This window comes from Sphingomonas panni (assembly GCF_022664435.1).
Lineage (GTDB): Bacteria > Pseudomonadota > Alphaproteobacteria > Sphingomonadales > Sphingomonadaceae > Sphingomonas > Sphingomonas panni.
In genome coordinates, this window is the sequence record NZ_JAKREU010000006.1 from 168,915 (window position 1) to 194,207 (window position 25,293).

Sequence of the window (25,293 nt, forward strand, 5' to 3'; positions counted from 1 at the left end):
GAAGTCAGACCCGTTCCGCCAGCACCTCGGCGATCAGGTCCTTGCGGCTCAGCTTCCCTATCATCGTCTTGGGCAGCGCCAGGCGGACGACCACCTCGTCCACCCGCTCATGCTTGCCGAGTTGCGGGTTGAGCCAGGCCTTCAGCGCCTCGCCGGTCACGTCCGCATCCTCGGTCAAAGTGACATAGGCGTGCGGGCTTTCGCCGCGATAGTCGTTGGGCAGGCCGACGACCAGCGCCTCACGGATGGCGGGATGGTGGTAGAGGATGCGTTCGATCTCACTCGGGAACACCTTGAACCCGCCGACCGCGATCATGTCCTTCAACCGGTCGACGATACGGACGAAGCCATCGGCATCGATCGTTCCGACATCGCCGGTGCGCAGCCATTTCGTGCCGTCGGCGTCGGTGCAGAAGGTCGTGTCGTCGGTATCGGGGCGATGCCAGTATCCGCACATGATCTGCGGCCCGGCCACCACGATCTCGCCCGGTTCGCCCTCCGGCGCAGGTCGGGTCGGGTCTTCCTTGTCGACCAGCCGCACGCGGGTTCCGGCGATCGGCTGGCCGATGCTGCCGGGCTGTTGGGGGCCGGCATAAGGGTTGCACGACACCACGCCCGAGCTTTCGGACAGGCCATATCCCTCGACCAATGTCGCCTTCGTCGCGGCCTCGAACCGTTCCTTCAGTTCGGGCGGCATCGGTGCGCCGCCCGAAATACAGAAGCGCAGCGAGGAAAAATCGGTCTCGGCGAGGCGCGGATGGTCGAGCAGCGCGCGATACATGGTAGGCACGCCCGGCATCGCGGTGGCGCGGGTGCGGGTGATCGCGGCCAGCACCTGTCCGGCGTCGAAGCGCGGCAGCATCACGATCTCACCGCCGGTCACGACCGTGCGGTTGAGGACGCAGGTATTGGCGAAGACGTGGAACATCGGCAGCGCGCCGACGATGCGTTCGCAGGCATTCGGGCCATCGGGGTCGAGCCACGCGACCTGTCGCGCGTTGGCCGACAGATTGGCGTGGCTGAGCATCGCGCCCTTGGGGCTGCCGGTGGTGCCGCCGGTATATTGGATCAGCGCGAGGTCGCGTTCCGGGTCGATGGTCGGCGCGCCGCAGCCGCCGTCATTGGCGATCAGCGCGGAAAAGGCGGTGACACGCGGGTCGGCGGGGCGTGGCGTGACCTCCTTCGATCGGAACCAGCGATAGAAGAGCGACTTGGCCGGCGGCAGTGCGCCCGCGACCGATCCCACGACCAGCCGTTCGAGCGAGCTGTTCTCCAGCACCTTCAGCGCGGTCGGCAACAGCGCGGAGGCGGACAGGGTGAAGAGCAGCTTCGTGCCCGAATCCTCGACCTGCGCGGCCAGTTCCTGCGCCGTGTAGAGCGGCGAGAAATTCACCACCGTCGCTCCCAGTTTCAGGATGCCGTAATAGGCCGCGACATAATGCGGCACGTTGGGCAGGAACAGCCCGATGCGGTCGCCCGGACCATAGCCCATGGCGGCTAGGCCACAGGCCACCCGGTCTGCGCCGCCCTTCGTTTCGGCATAGCTGTAATGCCGTCCGAGAAAGTCGATCAACGGGGCGTCGCCGCGCCGCGCGGCTGATTCCTCGAACAGGGTCACCATCGACATCGGCGGCAGCGGCGTGTCCCATGCGACGGGGTGGGCGTAGCGGTCGAGGACGGGGGCGGCGCTGCTCATTGACATAGGTGTAAGCAACGGTTGCGGATCGTGCAAGCCGAGTTGCGTTACAAGTAATTGCTGTCAGGCGGCGAGGGCACGACCGGCACGATCCCGACCCGCTGCCTTGGCCTCGAACAGCGCCTTGTCGGCCCGCCGGTACAATCGCTTCCAGTCATTGTCGTCGCTCAGCGGCCCGTGGCAGATACCGATGCTGGTGGTCATGCGCAGGTCGAAGGGCAGGCGCACCGCCCGCACGCTGGACAGAATCACATCGACGTCGGGCATCTGTGCTTCCTCGCCGAGCAGCGCGAACTCCTCACCCCCCATGCGCGCAACCAGGACGCCGGGTGGCGCGTGATAGCGCAGCGTGCGGGCGAACAGGCGCAGCACCTCGTCGCCGCCGTCATGGCCGATCGTGTCGTTGACCTGCTTGAAATGGTCGATATCGAACAGCATCAGTGTGCGCGGGCCATCGGACGGCACCGCGCGGGCAAGAAAGGCGCGGCGGTTGAGCAGCCCGGTCAGCGGATCGGTATCGGCCAGTTCGCGGCTGATCGCCTCCTGCCGGACCGCTTCGTCGCGTTCATGACTCAACATCCGCATGCGGTACGCGATCGCGACACTCGCCAGCAGCGTTTCCGCGCTCATCGCCAAGATCGTCGAATTATCGACCCAGAAATTCCACGGCACGAGGCCGAGATTATAGAGCGACCGGGCGACCAGCATCACCAGCGGTGCGGCCCAGCTGAGCGCGAACAGCGACAGGTACATGCTGTGCCGCCGCCATGCGCGGACCAGCGCCGCCAGTACCGCGACCGGCGACAGCAGCATCGTCACCGAGAAAATCCGGTCGAGCGGGGCGATCCATTGTGCGCCCAATGCTGCAAACAGGACGACGAGCACGCAGAAGATGACGATGAATCCGCGCATCGCCCGGATCGGTGCACCGTCCAGCACGCGCGCTTCGAAGAAAAAGGCGCAGAAGGTCAGCGCGGTCGCCATGCCGCCGCACAACATCATGTAGCTGAACAGGATACGCCGGTTGTTGGACATATCGGGCAACAGCCACGCCAGCGCACCGGACGAACTGAGCGCGTAGAGCAGCAGGCATCCCAGCAATCCGCAATAGGCGAGCTGGAAATCGTGGTTGAGCACCCGCCACAGCGCCAGATTGTAGACCAGCAGGCCCAGCGCGAGCCCTGCGAACGCGGAATAGAGCGCGGCAAGCAGGATATCGGAGCGGATGCTGTCCGCATCGGTCGCGATCTTCGGCCCCAGCACGATGCCGCGCAGGTTGCCGGCTCCGTCTATGCGCCACAGCAGCCGGGTGAACGGCGCGCCATGCGGCACGAAGCGATGATCGATCACCGCACCCAGCTTCAGCCGCCGGCCGATGCCGAATTCATCGGCGATCTGTCCGGCGATCCGGCCATCGGCCGCCAGCGCGTAAAGTCCCGTCTGCCGCTGCCACAGGCTGACCTGCCGCACACGGATCGCGGCGTTGGCATCGGCCGGGGGCGGAAGCGGTTCGGACAGCACCCAGTAATCGCCCGGGCCCATGGCGGATTGCGAGGTCGTGCAGTCGAAGCGTTCCGGTCGGGCGAACATCCTACGAACCGTATCGCCCGGCTGGACCCGGCTGACGCAGACGGCCAGGGCGCGTCCGACATTGCCGATGGTACCGATCTGCGCATGGGCCGGCGGCACGCACAGCAAGCCGATCGCCAACATCAGCGTCAACCACAGCGTGCGACCGAACCGGATCATGTGTCCGGCTTGGCACCTCACGAAAAACAAATGGTTAATTCCGGCTTCGGTTCGTCGCGAAGGCCGGAGCGAGTCATCGACCGGTCCCGGATTCCTAGCGGTCGGCGACCATCGCTATGGTCAATCCGGCAACGTTCGCCTGTCGCGCCACCGCTCGTACCGTCGCCGCACCGGCATCGACCGGCATCAACACCCGCGCGCTGGAGCGGCCATTGCCGATCGATTGGGGAAAGGTCGTCGCCCGGCTGGGGATTTGTGCACCCTGTTGCCGCACGAAGGCCGCCACGGCCTCGCTATTGCCGGTCACCAGCAGTTCCGGGCCTCCGGTCGCCGGGCCGAAACCGCAGCCCGCAAGCAGCATCGCCGCCGCCATCGTCGCGTAAAGTCGCATCCTACCCCCAAAATCGTGCGCCGCGTGATCGCGGTCGTCCTTCGGGGGCCAAGCTGACACGGGACGGCGCGCGGCGCAATGGCCGCGCGTCGGTATCAGCCCAGCGCTTCGTCGAGCAGCCGGGCGAGGCGCAGGCCGCCCTTCTTCACCTGATCCTGTGCGATCGGTACCAGCCGGGCGATGGTCGCATCGTCCAGCTTGACCCGCGCGTTGCTCTTGGGCGCGCAGGCGTCGCCACCGAAGGCGGGGGCATAGGCATAGTCGCGGCTGACTTCCCAGCTGTCGCGGCTCCAGTCCTCGACGCTGCCCGCCTGTACCGGCGCGCGTTCGGCGGCGGTATAAGTGCGCAGGATCGACGGCGGGGTGGTGATCGCCCGTTCGGCGAGCGGACCGTCCCAGATCGAATGCAGGTTGAAGCGTTCCGGGCCATAGGCACCATAATCCGCCCGGACCCGATTGCCGCCCAGGTCACCCCGATCGCCGGCATGGAGCGGCATGTGCAGGTCGCCGACGAAATGGACGAGGAAGGCCAGCGCCATAACCTTTTCGCGCATCGGGACCTTCGGGTCCCTGAGCATCTTCACGTCGCGTTCGACCTGCGCCGACACGCAATTGCCGTCCTTGCACGCCGATTTCAGGTCGAACGGCTTACACACGTCGATATTCTGGTAATGCCACGAATAGGCATAGCTGAAGCGTTCGCCGAGCGGCTTCACGCAATCGGCCCACACGCTCGCTTCCTCGATGGTGCGTGCCGGGCAGGACGGGGTTTCGAGCAGCGCCTGATGCTTCAGGATGCGCTCGATCGCCCTGCGGGTTTCCGGCCTGACGTTCAGGCGCGCGATCGTCGCCACGCTTTCATGGCCGAATTCCCAATAGGCATAGGCCGGCGAGGTGGCGAACAGGCAGGCGAGCGCGAGGAGCAGGCGGCGAATCATGCCGTCCGGATTACTCGGTTCGCCCGCCGCCGCAAGCGCGCAGGATTATGCGCGACGTGTTTCGTAGAGTTCGAGCGGCAGGCCGTCGGGATCGGCGAAGAAGGTAAAGCGCTGCCCGGTATGTTCGTCGATGCGGATCGGCTCGCATTCGATGCCGTGCATCGCCAGCCGCGCGACCTCCGCGTCGATGTCGGCGACGGTGAAGGCGAGGTGGCGCAGGCCCAGTGCCTCCGGGCGGGACGGGCGGGGCGGGGCTTCGGGAAAGGTGAAGAGTTCGATCTGCGCGCCGTCGATGGTCAGGTCGCATTTCCACGACCGGCGCTCCGCGCGCCACACTTCGCGGACGATCGCGAAGCCCAGCGCCTCGACATAGAACGCCTTGGACCGGTCATAGTCCGAGGCGATGATCGCGACGTGGTGCAGGCCGGTCAGGCCGCTCATCCTTCGTCGCCGTAGATCGCGACCCGGCGCGCACTGCCCTGCGTCACGCGACCGCGGAACATGCCAGGGGTGGTCAGGCTCCACGTCGCATCGCCATCGGGGCCGACCACGATGACGCCGCCGGTGCCGCCCATCGCCTTCGTTTCGGCCAGCACCGTATCGGCGGCGGTCTGGATCGATTCGCCGGCGAAGCGGATGCGGGCGGCGATCTCATGCCCGACGCCGACGCGGATGAAGAACTCGCCCGACCCGGTAGCCGACATGGCGCAGGCGCGGTCGTCGGCATAGGTGCCGGCCCCGATCAGCGGCGAATCGCCGATCCGGCCCCAGCGCTTGCCGGTAACCCCGCCGGTCGAGGTCGCGGCGGCGACATGGCCAGCCGCGTCGACCGCGACCGCACCAACCGTGCCGTATTTCATGTCGACGTCGAACCAGCCATCGGGATTCGCCTTCATCGCGTCCAGTTGCGCACGACGCTCCGGCGTCATGAACCAGTCGGCATCCGCCGGCTCGATCCCCTGTTCGGCTGCGAAGGTGTCTGCGCCCTTGCCGGACAGCAGGACATGGGGGCTGTGGTCCTTGACCGCGCGCGCGAGGGTGACCGGATGGCGGCTGCCGGTGACGCCGGCGACGGCACCGGCGGAGCGGTCGCGGCCGTCCATGATCGCTGCGTCCAGCTCTATCGTGCCCTCGAAGGTGAACACCGCGCCGCGCCCGGAATTAAACGTCGGGTCGTCCTCCAGCACGCGTACCGCCGCCTCGACCGCATCGAGTGCGTCGCCGCCGCCGGCAAGGACGGCTTCCCCGGCGGCGAGCGCGGCGTCGAGGCCGGCGCGGGCAGAGGCGTCGGTTTCGGCGCTCACCGTCTCGCGGGTCAGGATACCGGCACCGCCATGTACCAGCAGCGTCCAGGGGCGGGGGGAATCGATCGACATGGCAAAGTCCTGCGGGGGCGGGGGCGGGGCGGTCGACCTAGCAGATCGCCGCGCGCGTGCCACCCTTTCGCACCGGGGCCGGTACACCGAGCAGCGTGCCCAACCCTGGTACCGCGCGGGCAAGGAGGTAGGCGGCGATGCAGGCGGCGAGCGTGACGGCGAGCAGCAGCGCGGCCTCCGTCCACGGCCCCAGCGCCAGCGGCAGGGTGAACCAGGTCACCAGCACGATCACCGGATGATGGACGATATAGGCCGGAAACACCGCTCGACCGAGCGACCCGCGCCAACGATGGTCGCGGTTGAGGTAATGGTCGGCAAGGTGGAACAACGTCACCACCATCGCCCACGCCATGACCGACCGCGCCGCGCGGTTGGCGGCCATGGCGAGGTGCGGCGGCACGACGTCGCCGGGATATTGCAGCTCGACCGTTACGACGATCCCGCCAGCGAGCACCGCGAGCAGCATCGCGCCACGGGCATGGCGATGGAGTGATCGCCACAGGGCCGGTCGGCGCGCGATCAGGAACCCGAGCGCGAACAGCGGCAGATATTGCGAGTGGCCGGCGACGTCGTGCAGCAGCCCCTGCCCCTCCGGTACGACGAACAGTGCGGCGAGGCGGACCCCGGTCATCAGCGCGATCGGTGCCCAGAGCAGCCGGCTCCCTTGCGACAGCCATGCCGCAATCCTGTCCATCCGCCGCGCCGCGCCATCGGTCGCGACGAACGCCGCAAGCAGCAGCGAATAGGTCCAGAGATAGACCAGGAACCACAAATGCTCCCAGCTGGGAAATTCGACGCCGTAGAAGGTACCGACCCGCCAGCCATCGACCAGCCAGAAGCGCAGATAGCCATGGGGGTAACCGCCCTCCAGCACGCGGACCCACATTTCCAGGGGTACGATCGCCAGCATCGCGAAAATGAGCGGGATCAGCAGGCGGCGCGATCGTTCGGCGACAAAGGCCTCGGGGCTGACCGCCCGTGCCACCAGCGTCGCACTGGCATAGCCCGACACCGCGAACAGCAGGCCCAGCCGCCAGGGCGTCACGGCCGCCATCGGGGCGATCAGCGCCGGATAGGCATGGCCGGTGGTCACGACCCAGTGCCATGGGCTGAACGCCATCGCGATATGATACAGGATCAGCACGCCGAACGCGGCGATACGGAGCCAGTCCAGCCCGTAATGCCGCGATGATGCCGTCCTAACCCCTTCCGACAACTGTGATTTTCCGTTCGACTTTCGCGTGACGCATTGCGGGGCTATATCGCGCAGGAAGTAACCCAATTGTTAGCGAGACTGTTCATGTCGATCCGCCCGTGGCGCGATATCCACCGCCGCCAGAGCCGCAAGATCATGGTCGGCAATGTGCCGGTCGGCGGTGACGCCCCGGTGACGGTGCAGACGATGACCAACACCGACACGTCGGATGCGGTGGCGACGATCGACCAGATCCGCCGCTGCGAAGAGGCGGGCGCAGACATCATCCGCGTGTCGTGCCCGGACGTCGAAAGCACCGCCGCGCTGCGCCAGATCACTCGCGCCGCCCGCGTGCCGATCGTCGCCGACATCCATTTCCATTACAAGCGCGCGCTGGAAGCCGCCGATGCAGGTGCCGCGTGCCTGCGGATCAATCCGGGCAATATCGGGTCGAACGAGCGCGTCGCCGAAGTCGTCCGCGCCGCCAAGGCCAATGGCTGCGCGATCCGCATCGGCGTGAACGGCGGCTCCCTCGAAAAGCACCTGCTCGAAAAATATGGCGAACCGTGCCCCGATGCGCTGGTCGAGTCGGCGATGGACCATATCAAGCTGTTGCAGGACCATGACTTCCACGAATTCAAGGTCGCGGTGAAGGCATCCGACCTGTTCCTGGCGGTCGCGGCCTATCAGCAGCTGGCCGAGATGGTCGACTGCCCGCTACATCTTGGCATTACCGAGGCGGGTGGGTTCGTCGGCGGGACGGTCAAGTCGTCGATCGGCATCGGATCGCTGCTGTGGTTCGGGATCGGCGACACGATCCGCGTGTCGCTGTCGGCCGAGCCGGAAGAGGAAGTGCGCGTCGGGTTCGAGATCCTGAAGGCGCTGGGCATCCGCAATCGCGGCGTGCGCGTCGTGTCGTGCCCGTCCTGCGCGCGGCAGGGCTTCGACGTGATCCGCACCGTACAGGCGCTGGAGGAGCGGCTGCAGCATATCCGGACGCCGATGTCGCTGTCGGTGCTGGGCTGCGTCGTCAACGGCCCCGGCGAAGCGCGCGAAACCGACATCGGCATCACCGGCGGCGGCAATGGCAAGCACATGGTCTATCTGTCGGGGGTCACCGACCATCATGTGCAGGATGCCGACATGATCGACCATATCGTCAAGCTGGTCGAGGCCAAGGCGGCAGAGATCGACGCGGCGAGTGCCGTGGTGCCGCAGGCAGCGGCGTAAAGTTCGACCTCACCAATCCCGTTCGGTTCGAGCAGCTTCGAGCCTGTCGAGAAGCGTCCGCCGAGAACGCTTCGCCCGGAGCGAAGGCTTCTCGACAAGCTCGAAGTGAACGGGGTGGCCGGGGCTTGTTACGATCCCCCCAGCACGTTCACGCTGAACGCGACCACGCCTAGGTTGAAGACGAACGCGATCAGGCAATGGCCGGTTACCGTACGCCGCATCGTGCGCGAGGTGATCGACACGTCCGACGTCTGGAACGTCATGCCCAGCGTGAAGGCGAAATAGACGAAGTCCCAATAATCCGGTTCGTAGGTGCCGGGCATGTCGATCCCGCCGCTGTCCTTGCCCGCTTCGTCGGCAGTGTAGAACAGATGCGCGTAGTGCAGCGCATAGATGGTGTTGGCGAAGGTCCAGGCGAGCAGCAGCGTCGCGACTACCAGCACGACGATTCCGGTACTGGGCGCGCCGCGCTGACCCAGTTCGATCGCGATCGCTGTCAGCAGCACGATGGCGATCGCGGCGCACAGGATCAGCAATAGCCCGCGATTGGCGTCGTTGCGGACCGCCGCCTCCCGCATCCGCTCGGCCGAGGCACCCAGCAGCGACACGCACGACAGGAGGAACACGACTGCCCCGATGTCGAACGCCAGCGGGATGCCGGCGCGCCAGCCAAGTGCGGGCACCGTCCAGCAACCGGCGGCGACCGCGACGGCGGCAAAGGCGACGAAGCGGGCAGGGGCAAGACGCTGGCCGAGATGCAGGGACATGGGAGCGGTGTATCGGAGGTGGTCTGGCTTGCAAATCCTCACCGGCACGGGGAGGATAAGGTTGCTTCGTTGGACGGGCTACGCGACAGCAACGCCACCATCCCCAACTGGAGAGGTCCGCATGTCCGCCGCCCCGTCCTCGCTGCGCGCCTTCCTCGTCGCGGGGGCCGGGATCATGGTCTATACGGTCATGGATGCGCTGATGAAGCAGTTGTCGATCGACAGCGGCGCGTACAACGCCGTGCTGTGGCGGTCGGTGGCCGGGGCGGTGCTGTGTGCCGTCGTATTCGTGGCGCGCGGGCGGCGCTGGCCGGCATGGGGCGTACTGAAGCTGCATATCGGACGCGGCGTTTCAGCGGGGGCGTCGGTCGTGCTGTTCTTCTGGGGCCTCGCACGAGTGCCGATGGCGCAGGGCGTGGCGCTGACCTTCCTCGCGCCGCTGATCGCCTTGTATCTGGCCGCGTTGTTCCTGGGCGAGACGATCCGCCGTGCGGCGATCATCGGGTCGCTGGTCGCGTCGGTCGGCGTGCTGGCGATCGCGGCGGGCGAGGTGCAGGCCGACGCATCGACGCAGGCGGTGCTAGGCAGCCTTGCCTGTGTCGCGGCGTCGATCCTCTATGCCGCCAGCCTGATCTTCCTGCGGCAACAGGCGCAGGCCGCCGACCCGCTGGAGGTCGCGTTGTTCTCCAGCCTCGTCATCGGCGCGATGCTGCTGCCCGCAGCGCCGTGGCTGGTTGCGGTGCCGGCACCGTCGCAATTGGGCGCGTTGATAGGGGCGGCGCTGCTCAATATCGCATCGGTAATGGCGCTGGCCTGGGCCTATGCGCGGGCGGAGGCGCAGGTGCTGGCCCCGGTCGAATATAGCGCGTTCGTGTGGGCGGCGATCACCGGGTGGATCGTGTTCGGCGAGACCGTTTCACCCTATACGGTGGTCGGTGCGCTGCTGATCGTGGCAGGGTGCATCGTCGCGGTCCGGCGACGGGTGCCGGCGGTGCAGAGCGAGGCGGGGGCATGAGCGCGGACGAAGGGTTGCTGGCGTGGATCGAGGAGTCGCTCGCCCCGCTCGGGCAGGTGACGTGGCGGCGGATGATGGGCGGCGCCACGCTGTATCTGGACGGCACCGTGTTCGCGATCGTCGGTGACGATACGCTCTGGTTCAAGGCCGATGCGGAGAGCGATGTCACCTGGGATGCCGCCGGTGCGGAACGGTTTTCGATGGAGCGCAAGGACGGCAGCATCGCGACGATGAACTATCGTCGTGCGCCGGACGACGTGCTCGACGATGCCGATGCGCTGCGCGAATGGGCGGTGCTGGCGGTAGAGGCCGGGCGGCGCGCGCCGGTGAAGAAGCGCAAGCAGCGCGATCAGGCGTCACCCCGGACTTGATCCGGGGTCCCGCTTTCCCTTCCGTCGAGAAGAAGCGGGACCCCGGGTCAAGCCCGGGGTGACGAAGAATGGGGGATCGTCAAGTGTATCCCCCAGAGCTCAAATCAGCGACCCGGCACGTCGTATTCGTGCGGTTCCTCGCCCTTGGCCTTCGCCTCGTTATAGCGATCGATCGCCTCGGTCGTGATGCGCTTGGCTTCCTCGGCCCCGCCCCACGTCCCGATCCGGACCCACTTCTTCTTTTCGAGGTCCTTATAGTGGGTGAAGAAATGTTCGATCTGTTCGAACACGATCTCCGGCAGATCGGCCTTTTCGCCGACATTGCTATAATAGGGGAAGGTCGAGTCGACCGGCACGCACACCAGCTTTTCGTCGCCGCCGGCTTCGTCCTCGAGGTTCAGCACCGCGATCGGACGCGCGCGAACGACGCAGCCGGGAATGAAGGGCGAGCGCGACACGACCAGCGCGTCGAGCGGATCGCCGTCGGGCGACAGGGTATGCGGCACGAAGCCGTAGTTGGCCGGATAGCGCATCGGCGTGTGGAGGATGCGATCGACGAACAGCGCGCCCGACGCCTTGTCGAATTCATACTTCACCGGTTCGCCGCCGGTGGGCACTTCGATGATGACGTTCAGGCTCTTGGGCGGATCGTCGCCGACCGGCACCATGTCGATGCGCATTGTTATTACTCCCTCATCACACGCTGCAGCGCGGTAGACGCGCCCTTTACCGTTTATTCACGAACGGAAAAGCCGCTTTTCCTTGGAATCGTTACGGACGCGCCCATCCGGTCCCGATCTGGGACCGGATGGGTCGCCTTTCATTTGGCGGCGAGCAGCCGGTCGATGCCGTTTTCGCCATCGCCGATCTTCTCCAGCCGCGGATAACGATGGCCTTCGTTATAGGGGATGGCGATCTCGCGCACCGCATCGTCCATGCGGACGGTCAGGCGGATCGGGTCCTTCGACCCCTTGGCCGCGCCGACGGCGTCGCGCAGCCGGTCGGGGGTATAGGCGGTGCCATTGACCGCGATGATGGTGGTGCCGGTTTCGAAGCCCGCCTTGAACGCCGGGCTGCCCCACATCACGCTGCCGACCTTGCCGTCCTTATTGGCGGTAAGGCCCAGCGAATAGGGCAGCGACACGCCGCCGCCGCTCTTCTCGCGGCCCTTCAGGTAGGGCGTCGGGGTGTCGGTATAGACGATGCGATACCCATTGGCGGCAAAGCCGTCGATCGGCGCGCGGTCGGTACGGGCGTTCAGGCGCCGGTCGAGGAAGCCGGCCCAGTCATAGGGCTGGATGCCGTTCAGCGTCTTGATGACATCCGCCAGCGTATAGGGCAGCACGCCCCAGTCGCCGTCACGCACCCCGAAGAAGGCGCGGGCGAAATCGTCCATCGACTTGGTGCCGCCCGACTGCTTGCGCAGGATCGAGTCGACCTCCATCCACACCAGCAGGCCTTCGTTGTAATAATCCTCCGACCGCTGCCAGCTGACCCAGCCCTTGGGACGACGCGCGGTGATGACCGGATCGTTGGTGGTGTCGCTCAGCGGGCGCCACTGGCGACCCTCTCGTGCGTCCAATGCGGCGGCGATGTCGGCATAGGCGTCGAGCGTATCCTGCTTCGACACCAGGCCCGAACGCGCCTGCAGCACATAGCCCCAGAACTGCGTCTGCCCCTCATAGACCCACAGCATCGAGTTGCGCATCGGCGTGCGGAAATCGGGGGTGAACAGGTCCGCCCCGCGCCGGAACTTGCCGTCCCAGCTATGGGTGAATTCGTGCGGCAGCAGGTTGCGTTCGCCCGGTCCCGCATTCCAGTCGGTGAAATAGCCCGGATCGACGCCGTTCTCCGACGAACGATGATGTTCGAGGCCGATCGATCCCATCTTGTCGGTGATCGAGAGCAGGAATTCGTACTTGTCGTAATGCTGCGCGCCGAACAGCTTCACTGCCTGTTCGACCAGCCGGGTATGCGCCGCGATCTGTTCGGGGGTGGCGGCCAGTTCGGACGGCTTGTCGGCAACGACGTTGAGGCCGACGCGATCGGTCAGCGGGAAGCGCTTGAAGTACTTGCCGGCGAATACGGGCGAATCGACCAGCGTCTCGTAGCTGGTGCGGTCATAGCGATAGACGCCGCCCTGCACCTTCGACGGCAGGCCCGACGCGGCGGTCCAGCCGGCGGGATAGCGCACGCTCGCCTCGATCGGGATACGGCGGGTGTAATAGCCGGCGGGATAGAGGCTGACCGATTCGAACTGCAGGTTCAGCATTTCCGGCGTGACGACGATCCGGCCCTGATCGCCCTGCGTGGCGGTCAGGAACTGGAACTGGACGTCGAGGTTCTTCGCGCCCGTCGGCACGTCGATGTGGAAGGCGAACATGTCCAGCACGTCGCGGGTCCAGGGAAGTTGGCGGCCGTTGGCACGCACGACGAGGCCGGCCAGCTTCTCGATTTCGCCGCGGGGCCCATGCTTGCCCGGCAGCCATTTCGGCATGAGCAGCACCATGTGGCCGCTACGGGCGACCGGGATGGTTTCCTTCACGCGGAAAATGCCCTGCACCGTGTCGGTCGCATCGACGTCCAGCTTGATCGTGCCGGGATAATCCACGTCGCGCGCGGCGGGCACGGTGTCGATGATCGGTGTCGGCTGGGGCAGGGTGTTGCCCGGCGGGTTGATCTGCTGTGCGGCGGCGGGAAGGGCGGTGGTGGTCAGCAGCAACGCGGCAAGAACGATACGCAAGGGCAGATACTTCCTTTGGAAAAGGATATGCTTCACCGGATGCTTACCATCCCGGGTGTAGCGGATTGCCCATGTATCAGCCTAACTCGATCAGCGCGCAAGCCGAACCCGACCAGCGACCGCCATCGGCGGTATCGTCGGGCGTGGGACTTGCCGGGCTGGCCGGGCTGCTCGCCTGGGTTGCGGTGGCGTGGCATTACGGGATGGACGGGCCCTATGCCGCGCTGGTCAACGTCGCGGCCTGCGCGCTGCCGATGGTGCTGTGGTCGCTGCTGGTCGACAAGGTGCATCGCAACCCATCGACCGGGATCGACTGGACGAACGTGCGGCCGTGGCGCGAGACGGTCGAGATCAGCCTGACCAAATTGGCCGGGTTGTGGATCACTTGGGGCCTGATCGCGGCGATCTATGCCACCGGGCGGTTCTATTGGGAGGGCGGGTTCGCCTTTTCGATGTGGGTGTTCGGCTGGGCGTCGGTGCCGCTGTTCGTGCTGTCGATCCCGTACATATTGTGGATCGACCGGCGGCTCGTCGAACCGAAAGATGGCTGCTGGGCGCTGGGTGCGTGGGCGATGCACCTCGACGAGCCGATCGACCGCGAGGCCATCTTCAACCATCTGCGGGGCTGGGCAGTGAAGGCGTTCTTCCTCGTCTTCATGCTCGCCATCGTGCCCCCGGGGTTCGGCGAGTTCATCCGGACGCAGCGCTCCGCCGTGCTGACCGGGCCGGTGCCGCTGGCCAACTGGCTCATCACCTTCATGTTCGTGATCGACGTCGCGTTCGCGACGGCGGGCTATATCCTCGCGATGCGGCCGCTCGACACCCATATCCGCAGCGCGACGCCCTATGCGGCCGGATGGTCGGCGGCGCTGATCTGCTATCCGCCGTTCATCCTCATGGCGAATGGTGGCCCACTCGATTACCATCCGGGGACGGCGGACTGGACCTACTGGTTCGCAGACTATCCCGTGCTGCTGTGGATCGTGGGGGCGGTGCTGGTCGGGCTGACCGCGATCTATGCGTGGGCGACGATGGCATTCGGCCTGCGGTTTTCGAACCTGACGCATCGCGGCATCCTGACGCATGGGCCGTATGCGTTCAGCCGGCACCCGGCCTATCTGTCGAAGAACCTGTTCTGGTGGATTTCGACCATTCCCGTGCTGACGACGGCGGACAGCTGGACCTCGGCGGCGCGCAGTACCGCGATTTTGGCCTGTGTCAGCGGGGTCTATTACTGGCGCGCCAAGACCGAGGAATGGCATCTGGGGCAGGACCCGGCGTACCGGGCGTATAGCGACTGGATGGTGCGGCGCGGGTTGGTGACGAAGCTGTTCCGTTCCTCCCCGGTGCGGGGGGGAACGGAAAGCTAGAAACTATATTCGCCGTAGACCTTCGACAGGTCGCCGCCCCATTCGCCGGCGAACTTGTCGAGCAATATCTGCGCCGGCACCTTGCCCGAGCGCACGACTTCGCGCAGCGGTTCGAGGAAGCCGCTTTCATCCTCCCCCGACACGCTCAACCGACGGCGGGCGCTGAGGCCCCGGCCGGCGATGTCGAGCACCTCGCCGGCGACGTCGCGCAAGCGTCCGCCACCGGGCAGCGGTGCGTCGAGGCCGAGCGCGGGCACGCTGTCGCGAAGTTGCTGGCGGTCCTCGATCGACCAGCCCTTCACAAGGTCCCATGCGGCGTCGAGCGCTTGCCCGTCGTAGAGCAGCCCGACCCACAGCGCCGGCAGCGCGCAGATGCGCCCCCAAGGTCCGCCATCCGCGCCCCGCATTTCGAGGAAGGTCTTTAGGCGCACTTCGGGGAAGGCTGTCGAAAGGTGGTCGGCCCAATCCTCCATCGTCGGCTTCTCGCCGGGGAGGACCGACAGCTCGCCCTTCAGGAAGTCGCGGAACGACAGGCCGGCGGCGTCGATATATTTGCCGTCGCGATAGACGAAATACATCGGCACATCGAGCGCATAGTCGGCATAGCGTTCGTAGCCGAAGCCGTCCTCGAACACGAACGGCAACATGCCGGTACGCGCGGGATCGGTGTCGGACCAGATGTGCGAGCGATAGGAAAGCTGGCCGTTGGGCAGGCCGTCGGTGAACGGCGAGTTGGCGAACAGCGCCGTCGCGAGCGGCTGCAGCGCCAGCCCCACGCGGAATTTCTGCACCATGTCGGCTTCGCTCGCATAGTCGAGGTTCACCTGGATGGTGCAGGTGCGCAGCATCATGTCGAGACCCATGCTGCCGACGCGCGGCATGTGGTTGAGCATGATGCCATAGCGGCCCTTGGGCATGATCGGCAGCTCGTCGCGCCGCTTGTCGGGCCACATGCCCAGCCCCAGGAAGCCGAGGCCGAGTTCGTCGCCGACCGCCTTCACCTGATCCAGATGGCGGCCGGTTTCGGCACAGGTCTGGTGCAGGTTTTCGAGCGGCGCGCCCGACAGTTCGAACTGCCCGGCGGGTTCGAGACTGACCGAACCGTCCTTGCCGCTCAGCGCGATGACCTTGCCGCCCTCCAGCACGGGCTGCCAGCCGAAGCGTTCGAGGCCGGCGAGCAGGTCGCGGATGCCACCCGGTTCGTCATAGGATGGGGCGGCATGGTCGCTGGTACGATAGACGAATTTCTCATGCTCGGTGCCGATCCGCCACCGCTCGGCAGGCTTCTCGCCCCCGGCGAAATAGGCGATCAGTTGCGAACGGTCGTCGATGACCGCTGCGTTGCTGTCCGAAACGGTCTTTGTGCTCATGGTCGCGCCCATACGCCGCGCGGACGGGCCGCGCTAGGGGGCTGTCATTGATAGGGGCAAAGCTCGCCTACCAGTCGCCGGCCGCCGCCATCCACAGCGCGGTCGCCGCCGCCGCCGCCGTCTCGGCACGCAGGATACGGGGGCCGAGCGCCATGCCTACCGCCTGGGGATGGGCACGGATCGAATCGCGTTCCTCCGGATCGAAGCCGCCCTCCGGCCCGATCAGGATCGCCGCCGGGCCGGGGCGGGCGCGCATGGCTGCCAGTGCGGGGACGCCGCCGGTCTCGTCGGCGAAGAACAGCGCGCGCTCGGCCGGCCAGTCGCGCAGCAGGGCGGGCAGCTTGACCGGTTCGGCGAGCGCGGGGAGGGCCGTGCGGCCGCATTGCTCCGCCGCCTCGATCGCGTGCGCGCGCAGGCGATCGAGGTTCAGGCGGTCGACCACCGTCCGCCGGGTCAGCACCGGCACGATCCGGTCGACGCCCAGCTCGCACGCCTTTTCAATCACCCAGTCGATCCGGCCCTTCTTGGTCGGGGCGATGCAGAGCCACAGGTCGGGCACGGTTTCGCGCGGGCGAAGATGGTCGGCGACGGCGAGGGTCAGGTCGCGCTTGCGCACCTCGGTCGCATGGGCGAGCCATTCGCCGGTCGCATCGTCGAACAGGCGGACGATGTCGCCGTCCTTCACCCGCATCACCGACAGCAGGTAATGCGCCTGCGCGCCGTCGAGGCGGATGCGAGCGTGTTCGGACAGCGGCTGGTCGACGAACAGGCGGGGCGACGAATCGGGCGGCCAGGCGGGGGTAGCGGGCATGAGGACGCTATAGCAGGTAGGACAGGATTGGGCAGGCCACCGCCCCCATCAGCGTCATTCCGGCGAAGGCCGGAATCCATGGATAAAGACGTTCTCTATCGAGGCGCAATGTCCCGTTTCCATGGATCCCGGCTTGCGCCGGAATGACGATGGGGCGGTCACGACGCCAGCTTCATCAGCACCAACCCACCCAGCAGCATCGCCGCCGCTACCAGCCGCATCGGCGTCACGCTCTCCCCCAGCAACGCGATGCCGACCACGAACGCGCCGAGCGCGCCGATGCCGGTCCACACCATATAGCTGGTGCCGAGCGGCAGCTGCTTCATCGCCAGCGACAACAGGCCGAAGCTGGCGAACATCGCGACGAAGGTGGCGAGCGTCGGCCAGGGTTTGGAGAAGCCCTCGGACAGCTTCATATAATAGGCCCAGACGATCTCCAGCAGCCCGGCGATGGTAAGCAGCACCCACGGCATCAGTCGGGCGTCCCGTCGCGTTCGACCCGATAGGCGGCGTCGAGATAGCGCTCCGCCGCGGCGCGAAGCTTGGGATGCTTCTCGAACGCCTCCGCCGGGGGCGGGGCAAAGCCGAAGGCGTCCATCAGCGTCCACAGCGCGAAACGGCGCGACGGATCGCGCTCCACGCCGAAGTCGATCGCCATCCGCTCGCGCGCCGTGTCGAAGGCGGCCGGGTCGGCTGCATCAGGATCGGTGGTGCCGAAATAATGGGCGATAAGCTGGTCCAGGTCCATGGCGTACCCTGTATCGCCTTTTTCCCGGTGTCGCCACGTGACATGCCGATGGTCCGTTAACGAATTGAGCGCTAGGGTAAAATCATGCAAGCGAGCTGGACCGTATCGATCGAACCGTCCCGGCTGTTGCTGCGCATGGCGATCACCGGATTCTTTACCGTCGACGACGTGCATGGCTTTGCCGCCGATATCACGCGCAACATCGCCCGGCTGCGGCCCTTTCTGCACGGCGTGCAGCATATCAGCATCTGCGACACGCGCGGGGTCGAAATCCAGTCGCAGGACGCGGTCGCGGCCTTTGCCGAGATGCTGGAGAACCCGGTCGCCCGGTCGCGGCGGCTGGCCTATATCGCGGACGCAGCACTGGCGCGCATCCAGATCCGGCGGTTGACCGCGCGCGACAACGCGGCCTTCTTCGCGACCATGGCGGAAGCGGAGGCCTGGGTGTTCAGCCCCTGAACCGAAGGAAGCGGTTCTGGACGGTGGCGACCGACGAACGCCCTGTGCAAGCCGGTCGGTCCGTGGCAGCAGGGGCGACATGTCATCGCCAGCCTCTCCGCACGTCGCCGATACCGAACATCGCGGGCTGATCGCCGTCCTGCCGGCGGCGGCCCGGCCGTTCGCGCTGCTCGCGCGGTTCGACCGGCCGATCGGGTGGTGGCTGCTCTATTGGCCCGGTGCATGGGCGATCGCGCTATCGGGCCGGGCGGTCGAGCGGTGGGACATGCTGTTGTGGTTCCTGCTCGGCAGCATCGCGATGCGCGGCGCGGGCTGCGTCTATAACGATATCGTCGACCGCGATCTCGACCGGCAGGTGGCGCGCACCGCGAACCGCCCGCTGGCGAGCGGGGCGGTGTCGGTCCGGGCGGCATGGGCGTGGCTGGTGATCCTCAGCCTGATCGGCTTCGTCGTCCTGCTGCAACTGAACTTCATCGCCGCCATCGTCGCGCTGGGCAGCCTGGTGCTGGTCGCTGCGTACCCGTTCATGAAGCGGATCACCTGGTGGCCGCAGGCGTGGCTGGGGATGGTGTTTTCCTGGGCCGCGCCGGTTGCCTGGGCGCAGATGGCGGTCGAGGATTGGACGCCGCTCGCGTTGCTGTACGCGGGCGCGATCGCGTGGGTGATCGGGTACGACACCATCTATGCGTGCCAGGACATCGAGGATGACGCGATGGTCGGGGTGCGTTCCTCCGCGCGGGCGATGGGGCAGAAGGTGCGGCCGGGAGTGACGTTGCTCTACGTAGTTGCCGTCGCCTGCTGGGCGGGCGCGGTGTGGCGGGTGTTTCCGACGCCGCTGGCGCTGCTCGCGCTGCTGCCCGCCGCGCTGCACCTGATGTGGCAGGTCGCGACGCTGAAGCCGGCGGACGGCGCCAACACGCTGCGCCGCTTCCGGTCGAACCGCGATGCCGGGCTGCTACTGTTCCTGGGGCTGCTGACCGTGGGGCAGGCGGCATGAGCGTTGCCGTGACGCCCAAGGCTTCCCATCTGGCCCCCATGCTCGATCCCCAGACCGCCACCGACCGCGCCCAATCCGCCATCGCCCGCGCCCGTGCATGTGGTGCCGATGCCGCCGATGCGATCCTGGTCGCCGATACCGCGCTGTCCGTGTCGGTGCGGCTGGGACAGCTGGAGGATGTCGGCCGGTCGGAAGGGGCCGAACTGGGGCTGCGCGTGTTCGTCGGGCAGCGTTCGGCGAGCGTCTCCACTTCCGACCTGTCCGAAGCGGGCCTTGCCGCGTTGGCCGAGCGGGTGGTGGCGATGGCACGCGCCGCGCCGGAGGATCGCTGGGCGGGCCTCGCCCCGGCGGAACGGTTGCTGCACGGCGCGCCGCCGTTGCTCGACCTCGACGATGGCGGCGAGGTCGCCCCGCAACTGCTGCGCGAGGCGGCGATGGCGGTCGAGGATGCGGCGCGGTCGGTCGCCGCGGTCAGCAATTCGGAGGGTGGGTCGGCCGGCTATAGCCGGGCCATCGTCGCGCTCGCCACCAGTCATGGCTTCGCGCAGGGCTATGCCGTCACCAGCCACGGCATTTCGGCCAGTGTGCTGGCGGGCGAGGGCGCGGGAATGCAGCGCGACCATGCCCATCATTCGGCGCGGCACCGTACCATGCTCGAAGCACCGGAGACGGTCGGGCGGCGCGCGGGCGAGCGGGCGGTCGCCCGGCTGAACCCGGTGAAGATCGACGGCGGCGCGATGCCGGTCGTGTTCGACCCGCGCGTCGGCGGCAGCCTGATCGGCCATGTGCTGGGCGCGATCTCCGGCCCGTCGATCGCGCGCGGGACCAGCTTTCTGCGCGAGCATCTGGGCCATGCGATCCTGCCCGAGGGGCTGTCGATCATCGACGATCCGCATCGCCCGCATGGGCTTCGCGCGCGGCCGTTCGATGGCGAGGGGCTGCCGGTATCGCCGATGGCGCTGGTGGAACGCGGGGTGCTGCAGACCTGGCTGCTGGACAGCGCGTCCGCACGGCAGCTGGGGCTGGAGCCGACCGGTCATGCATCGCGGGGCTTGAGCGGTCCGCCGGGGGTCACGACCGGCAATGTCCATCTGGCGGGCGGGGCAGGCAGCGTCGCGGCGCTGATCGACGATATCGAGCGCGGCGTGCTGCTGACCGAACTGATCGGACAGGGGGTCAACGGCGTCACCGGCGATTACAGCCGGGGAGCGTCGGGCTTCCTGATCGAGAAGGGCGAGATCACCCGGCCGGTATCGGGCATCACCATCGCCGGCAATTTGCGCCCGATGCTGTTGTCGATGCGCGCGGCGGGCGATCTGGAGCATCGGCAGGGGGTCAACGTGCCGACCATCCGGGTCGATGGCATGACGGTGGCGGGTGGCTGATCCGGCGCTGCTCGAACAGGTAACGGCGATCGCCGGGGAAGCGGCCGCGCTGGCGCTGGCCAGTTGGCGGGGCGATTTCCAGACATGGGAAAAGGCGCCGGGCAACCCGGTGTGCGAGATCGATCTGAGCGTCGACCGGTTGCTGCGCGAGCGGTTGAGCGCGTTGCTGCCCGAGGCGGGATGGCTGTCGGAGGAGACGGCCGACGATGCGATTCGGCTGGCGCGTCGGCAGGTGTGGATCGTCGACCCGATCGACGGCACGCGCGACTATATTCGCGGGCGCGACGGCTGGGCGGTGTCGGTCGCGCTGATCGAGGATGGCCAGCCGGTGATCGGGGTGCTGGACGCGCCGGTGCGGCGGCAGCGCTGGACGGCGGCGGCGGGGCAGGGGGCACGGATGAACGGCGCGCGGCTGGCGGTCAGCCCGCGCGTCGACTTTGCCGGCAGCCGGACGCCAGTCGACGCCCTGCCCAAGGCGGATCGCGACCTGTTGATGGTGGCCAAGCCCAATTCGATCGCCCTGCGCATGGCGATGGTAGCGAGCGGAGAGGCGGACTTCCTCGCGACGCTGCGCTGGGGCAATGAATGGGACGTCGCAGCCAGCATCCTGATCGCGCGCGAGGCGGGGGCGACGGTGACCGACGCGATCGGGCGCAAGCTGCGCTTCAACCAGCCCCGCCCGCAATTCTTCGGGGTGATGGCGGCGGCGCCGGGCATCCATGGCGCGGCGGTGGAGCGGCTGCGCGAGCGGGCGATCGTGGCGTTGGGGAAGCGGTAGGCCGCTTCTTTCACACAGCCACGATCGTCACCCCAGCGCAGGCTGGGGTCTCTCGCGGCTCCTGCCCCGCCAGCCAACCGGGAGACCCCAGCCTGCGCTGGGGTGACGTTTGGGGCGGGGGCGATCGGGTATGTAGAAGGATCACCCGCCATTCATCGGCGTTGTGCCAGCACGATGGCGATGACGACGACCTTGCCAGATAGAAGCCGTATCGGTGCGATGGTGGTGACCGTCGCGTTGCATGTGCTGCTGGGCTGGGCGCTGATCGTCGGGTTGGGGGTGGACGTGGCGCGGACGGCGCAAAGTGCGCTGGCGACGTTCGACATATTGCCGCCGCCGCCCGATCCGCCACCCCCGCCGCCGGTGCCGCAGGTCGTGCGGCAGGGGCGGCCGGAGGGACGCGCGGCTCCCCCCAACATCCGGTCCAAGGCGACCGAGATCGTCGCCACGCCGCCGGTCGTCCCGCTGCCGGTGCCGCCGCCGGTCGTGACCGCGCCGGTTGCCGGGCCGGGCAACGATGCGTCGTCGGGTGCGACCGATATGGTCGGGCCGGGGACCGGCGCGGGCGGGGTCGGCAATGGCCTTGGCAGCGGTGGCGAGGGGGATGGCGACGGGAGCGGCGGGGGCGATACGCCGCCCGAGCAGATCGGCGGGTCGTTGCAGGGCGCGCGGTTGCCGCCGGAGCTGGAGGAGAACGGCTTCGAAGGGTCTGTCGAGGTGCGGTACATCGTCGAGACCAACGGGCGGGCCAGCGAGTGCCAGATCATGCGCTCCAGCGGCAATCGCGCTATCGATGCCGCAACCTGTCGGCAGGTCGAGCGTGCCTTCCGGTTCCGGCCATCGCTGGACGGGCGGGGGCGGCCGGTGCCGTCGGTGATGGTGCAGCGACATTATTGGGACGTGGAGCGCGACCGCGAATAGCGCGGTTTGGGGCCAAAGTTCACAAAGTTCACACTAGTGGCGTGTTTGCGTTGTTGCGTAGCATTCGCATGTGGCGGGGCGCGGTGGATCGACGGTGAGAAAGAGCCGCGCGAAGGGTAAGGCGGTTGGGGCAGTGTAGGAAAATGGTTTCTGCGTCGCCTACGCCACCTCGACAATGCGTGGAGCCATAAACGCATCGGTCATGACTCCATCAATTTCGTCGGCGGGTATGGATTCCCGCCTTCGCGGGAATGACGGCAAGGCCACAGCTCTTTGCCATCATGGATTCGGGCAGGCATTGCGCCGCGTTCCATAACATGATGCAAGGCTTCATGTTCATACGGTTCTGCAAGGCGGTATTGGCCGGCAGCTTTACTGCGGCGGCGATGCCGCTGTTCTTCACGATCCTTCTCACGCTGTCGTCATTGCCGGATGGAGGGATCAACGGTCCGGGCAGTATAGGAGCGTCGCTCCATCTGGCGATCCTGCCGCTGCTTGTGACGACGCCGATCGTACTTCTCGCAAGCATCCTGATCGGCCTGCCGCTGGCGCTGTTCTTGCGTCGGCGTGGTAGAGAGTCGACCTTTGCGTATTGTGCGGCTGGCGGCATTGCCGGATTTGTCATTCCAGGCGCCGGCCTGCTCTGGCTGGGGCTGGACGCCCTTGGCTGTTTCCTGATGGGAGGGCTGGGAATGGTCAGTGGCGCCATGACCGGCTATGTGTGGTCCAGGCCGGCCAAACGCCCTATTCCTCGCCCTGATATTTGATCTGCAGGAACCGCTCGCGCGTCGCGAGGCTGTCGAGATCGCCCTGTGCCAGCTGCTGGGTCATCGCCGCGATTTCGGTGTCGATGATCCGCAACCCGTCGACCAGTTGCTGGTCCGGCGTGCGGCCGTTGCGTTCGACGCGGCGGAGCGGTTCGGGAACGCGCTGATAGCCGCGGACCAGTTCGGGGAGCTGTTCGCCGACCAGCTTGCGCACTTCCGCCGCCGCCGGTTCGTCGTCGGGCAGGGTGGCGAGCTGGGCCGACAGGGTGTCGAGCTTCACGCCGATCGCATCGGCCAGCGTGATCGCGGGCGCGGGGAGGGCGGGGCGCTGGGTGGCGAGCCAGCGCTCGGTCTGCGCCGGTAGCGACTTGATCGGTGCCTGCACCAGTTGTTCGACCGCGACTTCGCGGGTGACCGGCATCAGCGCGAACAGCGCGGTGGCGGCGATCAGCAGCGCCATGACCAGCATCGCGCCGCCGAGGCCCAGCGGCACGAACCAGCCGAACACCAACGCCGCCAGCAGGATCGCGCCATCGGCGGCAGCGATGCGGCCGAGACGACGCAGCACCTCCGCCTCGCGCCGACGCCGCGCGCGCGGGGCGACGACGCCGTGGCGCTCGCGGGCGCGCTCCAGCGTCAGGTTGGCACGTTCGAGGACCTCGTCGCTGCGCGACATCGCGTTACATCGCCTCCAGCTTGAAGGTTTCGCCGCCCTGCGCGTTTTGCGACGCGCCCTCGGCGCGGGCGATATAGCCCTTCGACTTCTCGACCTCGCTGGACAGGGTGCCGATGGTGGTCTTCATCGAATCCAGCGCCTTCAGCTTGAAGGTGTCGATCGCGTCCATCGTGTCGTAGACATTCTGGAACGCGCGCTGGAGGACCTCGACGGGGATGGTCGAGGCGGCGGCCTGTTCGTGGATCGTCGCGGTCTGGCTGCGCAACAGCTTGCCGGTCGAATCGATGATGTTGGCGGTCGTAGTGTTGAGCGCGGTGATCTGTTCGAGCACCAGCTTCTGGTTGGTCAGCGCCTGCGCGACCGTCACCGCCGTGCGCAGCGCGCCGACCGTCGTGGTGCTGGCACGGTCGACGCCCTTCACCAGCTCGACATTGTTCTTCTTGACCAGATCGAGCGCCAGATAGCCCTGTACCGTCACCGCCATCTGGGTCAGCAAATCCTGGCTGCGCTGGCGAACGTAGAAGAGCGCAGTTTCGCGGATCGCCTTGGCCTTGGCCGGGTCGGTGTGATCCAGCTCGTTGGCCTTTTCCTCCAGCTTGCCGTCCATCTCCTGCGACAGATAGATCATCTGTTCGAGGCGACCCATCGCGGTCCACAGGTTCGCACGTTCGGTGTCGATGGCGGCATTGTCCATCAGCAGCTCGTCCTTGCCCGACTGCAGCCGCTTCAGGATCGAGGCGATGTGGCTTTGCGCGGACTTGTAGCCGTCGAAATAGTCGCGGACCTTGTTGCCGAACGGGATCATGCCGAACAGCTTCTTCGGCTCGAGCAGATTGCCCTGCTTGCCCGGATCGAGATCCTCGATCGTGCGGCGCAGCTGGGCGAGGTCGGCACCGACGCCCGATTCCTGGTCCATCGCCTTGACCGGGCGATCGAGGAAGCGGTTGGACTGGCCGGCGGCCTCGCGGATTTCACGCGCGCCGAGATTGCTGATCGCGTCGACCCGCTTGCCGAATTCGGGCGAGTTGGCGTCCTGCGCGACCAGCTGGTCGATGAAGTCGTCGACGCGGCGCTGCAGTTCGGTGCGCTTGGTATCGTCGACCGGGACCAGCCCGGCGGCCTTGGCGGGCGCGAGCGTCGGCACCGGATCGGGCGGGGTCAGCACCAGCGCTGGCTCTTCGGTCGTCTGCGTTGCCATACATCCTCCAACGGTCTTGTCCCTTTGATGGCGGGGAACGGGGGGCGGTTCAAGTGTGCTGTTGGAATAATACAGTTTGGGTGTTGTCGTTGAGGAAAAAGAAGAGAGTTGGTTCGCGCAGAGGCGCAGAGGCGCGGAGGCGCGGAGAGGTTTCGTTCGGGGCGGATCGATCGTGATCGGAAGACGTGTTCCCCGCTGAACCCATGGCATCGAAGCCGCTGACGCGGGAAAGATGCGAGCTTGGTGCATCCTCTCCGTGCCTCCGCGTCTCTGCGCGAGCCAATTCCTTCTTGTTGCTCGTCGCAACGCCCGCTGCAGCGCAACAAAGGGGGGTCTTCCGGT

At 67.0% G+C, this 25,293-nt stretch carries 26 protein-coding genes; 10 read left to right on the forward strand and 16 right to left on the reverse strand.

Annotated features, from left to right (window positions below; translation table 11 throughout):
- Positions 1-4 precede the first annotated feature (4 nt).
- From MF609_RS13100 to MF609_RS13130, 7 genes are all read right to left on the reverse strand, one after another.
- Positions 5-1,696 carry a long-chain-fatty-acid--CoA ligase gene (locus tag MF609_RS13100; protein ID WP_242416738.1) on the reverse strand — a complete coding sequence of 564 codons (1,692 nt, stop codon included), beginning with the start codon at positions 1,694-1,696 and terminating at the stop codon, positions 5-7.
- Positions 1,697-1,759: 63 nt separating this feature from the next.
- Positions 1,760-3,445 carry a GGDEF domain-containing protein gene (locus MF609_RS13105; RefSeq protein ID WP_242416739.1) on the reverse strand — a complete coding sequence of 562 codons (1,686 nt, stop codon included), beginning with the start codon at positions 3,443-3,445 and terminating at the stop codon, positions 1,760-1,762.
- A gap of 94 nt (positions 3,446-3,539) precedes the next feature.
- On the reverse strand, positions 3,540-3,836 hold the full coding sequence (locus MF609_RS13110) for a hypothetical protein (protein ID WP_242416740.1): 297 nt from the start codon (positions 3,834-3,836) through the stop codon (positions 3,540-3,542).
- 95 nt (positions 3,837-3,931) lie between these two features.
- Positions 3,932-4,774 (reverse strand): S1/P1 nuclease, encoded by an 843-nt coding sequence (locus MF609_RS13115; protein WP_242416741.1) that lies wholly within the window; start codon positions 4,772-4,774, stop codon positions 3,932-3,934.
- Positions 4,775-4,819: 45 nt separating this feature from the next.
- Positions 4,820-5,215 (reverse strand): SMU1112c/YaeR family gloxylase I-like metalloprotein, encoded by a 396-nt coding sequence (gene gloA2 / locus MF609_RS13120; RefSeq protein ID WP_419723079.1) that lies wholly within the window; start codon positions 5,213-5,215, stop codon positions 4,820-4,822.
- Entirely contained in the window at positions 5,212-6,150 is a 939-nt protein-coding gene (locus MF609_RS13125) for an isoaspartyl peptidase/L-asparaginase family protein (RefSeq protein ID WP_242416742.1), read from the reverse strand. The genes gloA2 and MF609_RS13125 overlap by 4 nt, the downstream gene beginning before the upstream one ends.
- A 37-nt stretch (positions 6,151-6,187) precedes the next feature.
- The gene (locus MF609_RS13130) at positions 6,188-7,366 is read right to left on the reverse strand and encodes an acyltransferase family protein (RefSeq protein WP_242416743.1); all 1,179 of its coding nucleotides are present in this window, start codon (positions 7,364-7,366) and stop codon (positions 6,188-6,190) included.
- Positions 7,367-7,450: 84 nt separating this feature from the next.
- Between MF609_RS13130 and ispG the strand changes: the two genes are divergently transcribed.
- A complete protein-coding gene (ispG, locus tag MF609_RS13135; protein ID WP_242416744.1) occupies positions 7,451-8,575 on the forward strand; it encodes a flavodoxin-dependent (E)-4-hydroxy-3-methylbut-2-enyl-diphosphate synthase in 1,125 nt (374 codons plus the stop codon).
- A gap of 128 nt (positions 8,576-8,703) precedes the next feature.
- Here ispG and MF609_RS13140 read toward each other — a convergent pair whose 3' ends face one another.
- Positions 8,704-9,342 carry a DUF1345 domain-containing protein gene (locus MF609_RS13140; protein WP_242416745.1) on the reverse strand — a complete coding sequence of 213 codons (639 nt, stop codon included), beginning with the start codon at positions 9,340-9,342 and terminating at the stop codon, positions 8,704-8,706.
- 121 nt (positions 9,343-9,463) lie between these two features.
- Here MF609_RS13140 and MF609_RS13145 point away from each other — a divergent pair, with 121 nt between their 5' ends.
- Both MF609_RS13145 and MF609_RS13150 read left to right on the forward strand, forming a co-directional pair.
- Positions 9,464-10,357: a DMT family transporter gene (locus tag MF609_RS13145; RefSeq protein WP_242416746.1), complete on the forward strand. Its 894-nt coding sequence runs from the start codon at positions 9,464-9,466 to the stop codon at positions 10,355-10,357.
- On the forward strand, positions 10,354-10,728 hold the full coding sequence (locus tag MF609_RS13150) for a TfoX/Sxy family protein (RefSeq protein WP_242416747.1): 375 nt from the start codon (positions 10,354-10,356) through the stop codon (positions 10,726-10,728). The genes MF609_RS13145 and MF609_RS13150 overlap by 4 nt, the downstream gene beginning before the upstream one ends.
- A gap of 104 nt (positions 10,729-10,832) precedes the next feature.
- Here the strand turns inward: MF609_RS13150 and ppa are convergent, their stop codons facing one another.
- Together ppa and MF609_RS13160 are read right to left on the reverse strand one after the other, a co-directional pair.
- Positions 10,833-11,408, reverse strand: coding sequence for an inorganic diphosphatase (gene ppa, locus MF609_RS13155; protein ID WP_242416748.1), 576 nt, complete (start codon positions 11,406-11,408; stop codon positions 10,833-10,835).
- A 140-nt stretch (positions 11,409-11,548) separates the two neighbouring features.
- The gene (locus MF609_RS13160; RefSeq protein WP_419723078.1) at positions 11,549-13,471 is read right to left on the reverse strand and encodes a M61 family metallopeptidase; all 1,923 of its coding nucleotides are present in this window, start codon (positions 13,469-13,471) and stop codon (positions 11,549-11,551) included.
- A gap of 71 nt (positions 13,472-13,542) precedes the next feature.
- On the opposite strand from MF609_RS13160, the gene MF609_RS13165 reads away from it, so the two are divergent.
- Positions 13,543-14,841, forward strand: a complete 1,299-nt coding sequence (locus MF609_RS13165) for a methyltransferase family protein (protein ID WP_242416749.1) — start codon at positions 13,543-13,545, stop codon at positions 14,839-14,841.
- On the opposite strand, the gene MF609_RS13170 is transcribed toward MF609_RS13165, so the two are convergent.
- From MF609_RS13170 to MF609_RS13185, 4 genes are all read right to left on the reverse strand, one after another.
- Positions 14,838-16,211 (reverse strand): glutamate--cysteine ligase, encoded by a 1,374-nt coding sequence (locus tag MF609_RS13170; RefSeq protein WP_242416750.1) that lies wholly within the window; start codon positions 16,209-16,211, stop codon positions 14,838-14,840. The two genes, MF609_RS13165 and MF609_RS13170, sit on opposite strands and share 4 nt — an antisense overlap.
- A gap of 67 nt (positions 16,212-16,278) precedes the next feature.
- The gene (locus MF609_RS13175) at positions 16,279-17,022 is read right to left on the reverse strand and encodes a 16S rRNA (uracil(1498)-N(3))-methyltransferase (RefSeq protein WP_242416751.1); all 744 of its coding nucleotides are present in this window, start codon (positions 17,020-17,022) and stop codon (positions 16,279-16,281) included.
- A 158-nt stretch (positions 17,023-17,180) separates the two neighbouring features.
- A complete protein-coding gene (locus tag MF609_RS13180) occupies positions 17,181-17,495 on the reverse strand; it encodes a DMT family transporter (protein ID WP_242416752.1) in 315 nt (104 codons plus the stop codon).
- Positions 17,495-17,770 carry a hypothetical protein gene (locus MF609_RS13185; RefSeq protein ID WP_242416753.1) on the reverse strand — a complete coding sequence of 92 codons (276 nt, stop codon included), beginning with the start codon at positions 17,768-17,770 and terminating at the stop codon, positions 17,495-17,497. Before MF609_RS13185 ends, MF609_RS13180 begins: the two co-directional genes overlap by 1 nt.
- Before the next feature lie 84 nt (positions 17,771-17,854).
- Between MF609_RS13185 and MF609_RS13190 the strand changes: the two genes are divergently transcribed.
- The 6 genes from MF609_RS13190 to MF609_RS13215 all read left to right on the forward strand — a co-directional run bounded on the left by MF609_RS13190 (position 17,855) and on the right by MF609_RS13215 (position 23,077).
- Positions 17,855-18,229, forward strand: a complete 375-nt coding sequence (locus MF609_RS13190) for a hypothetical protein (RefSeq protein ID WP_242416754.1) — start codon at positions 17,855-17,857, stop codon at positions 18,227-18,229.
- A gap of 79 nt (positions 18,230-18,308) precedes the next feature.
- The gene (gene ubiA / locus MF609_RS13195) at positions 18,309-19,226 is read left to right on the forward strand and encodes a 4-hydroxybenzoate octaprenyltransferase (protein WP_242416755.1); all 918 of its coding nucleotides are present in this window, start codon (positions 18,309-18,311) and stop codon (positions 19,224-19,226) included.
- 38 nt (positions 19,227-19,264) lie between these two features.
- Positions 19,265-20,611, forward strand: a complete 1,347-nt coding sequence (locus tag MF609_RS13200; RefSeq protein ID WP_242416756.1) for a TldD/PmbA family protein — start codon at positions 19,265-19,267, stop codon at positions 20,609-20,611.
- Complete coding sequence (locus MF609_RS13205) at positions 20,604-21,389, forward strand: inositol monophosphatase family protein (protein WP_242416757.1); 786 nt, start codon at positions 20,604-20,606, stop codon at positions 21,387-21,389. Before MF609_RS13200 ends, MF609_RS13205 begins: the two co-directional genes overlap by 8 nt.
- Before the next feature lie 180 nt (positions 21,390-21,569).
- Positions 21,570-22,310 carry an energy transducer TonB gene (locus MF609_RS13210; protein ID WP_242416758.1) on the forward strand — a complete coding sequence of 247 codons (741 nt, stop codon included), beginning with the start codon at positions 21,570-21,572 and terminating at the stop codon, positions 22,308-22,310.
- 251 nt (positions 22,311-22,561) lie between these two features.
- The gene (locus MF609_RS13215) at positions 22,562-23,077 is read left to right on the forward strand and encodes a hypothetical protein (RefSeq protein WP_242416759.1); all 516 of its coding nucleotides are present in this window, start codon (positions 22,562-22,564) and stop codon (positions 23,075-23,077) included.
- On the opposite strand, the gene MF609_RS13220 is transcribed toward MF609_RS13215, so the two are convergent.
- Both MF609_RS13220 and MF609_RS13225 read right to left on the reverse strand, forming a co-directional pair.
- Positions 23,055-23,753, reverse strand: a complete 699-nt coding sequence (locus MF609_RS13220; protein WP_242416760.1) for an HAD family hydrolase — start codon at positions 23,751-23,753, stop codon at positions 23,055-23,057. The genes MF609_RS13215 and MF609_RS13220 overlap by 23 nt on opposite strands.
- 4 nt (positions 23,754-23,757) lie before the next feature.
- Positions 23,758-24,951 carry a toxic anion resistance protein gene (locus MF609_RS13225; RefSeq protein WP_242416761.1) on the reverse strand — a complete coding sequence of 398 codons (1,194 nt, stop codon included), beginning with the start codon at positions 24,949-24,951 and terminating at the stop codon, positions 23,758-23,760.
- Positions 24,952-25,293: the final 342 nt, after the last annotated feature.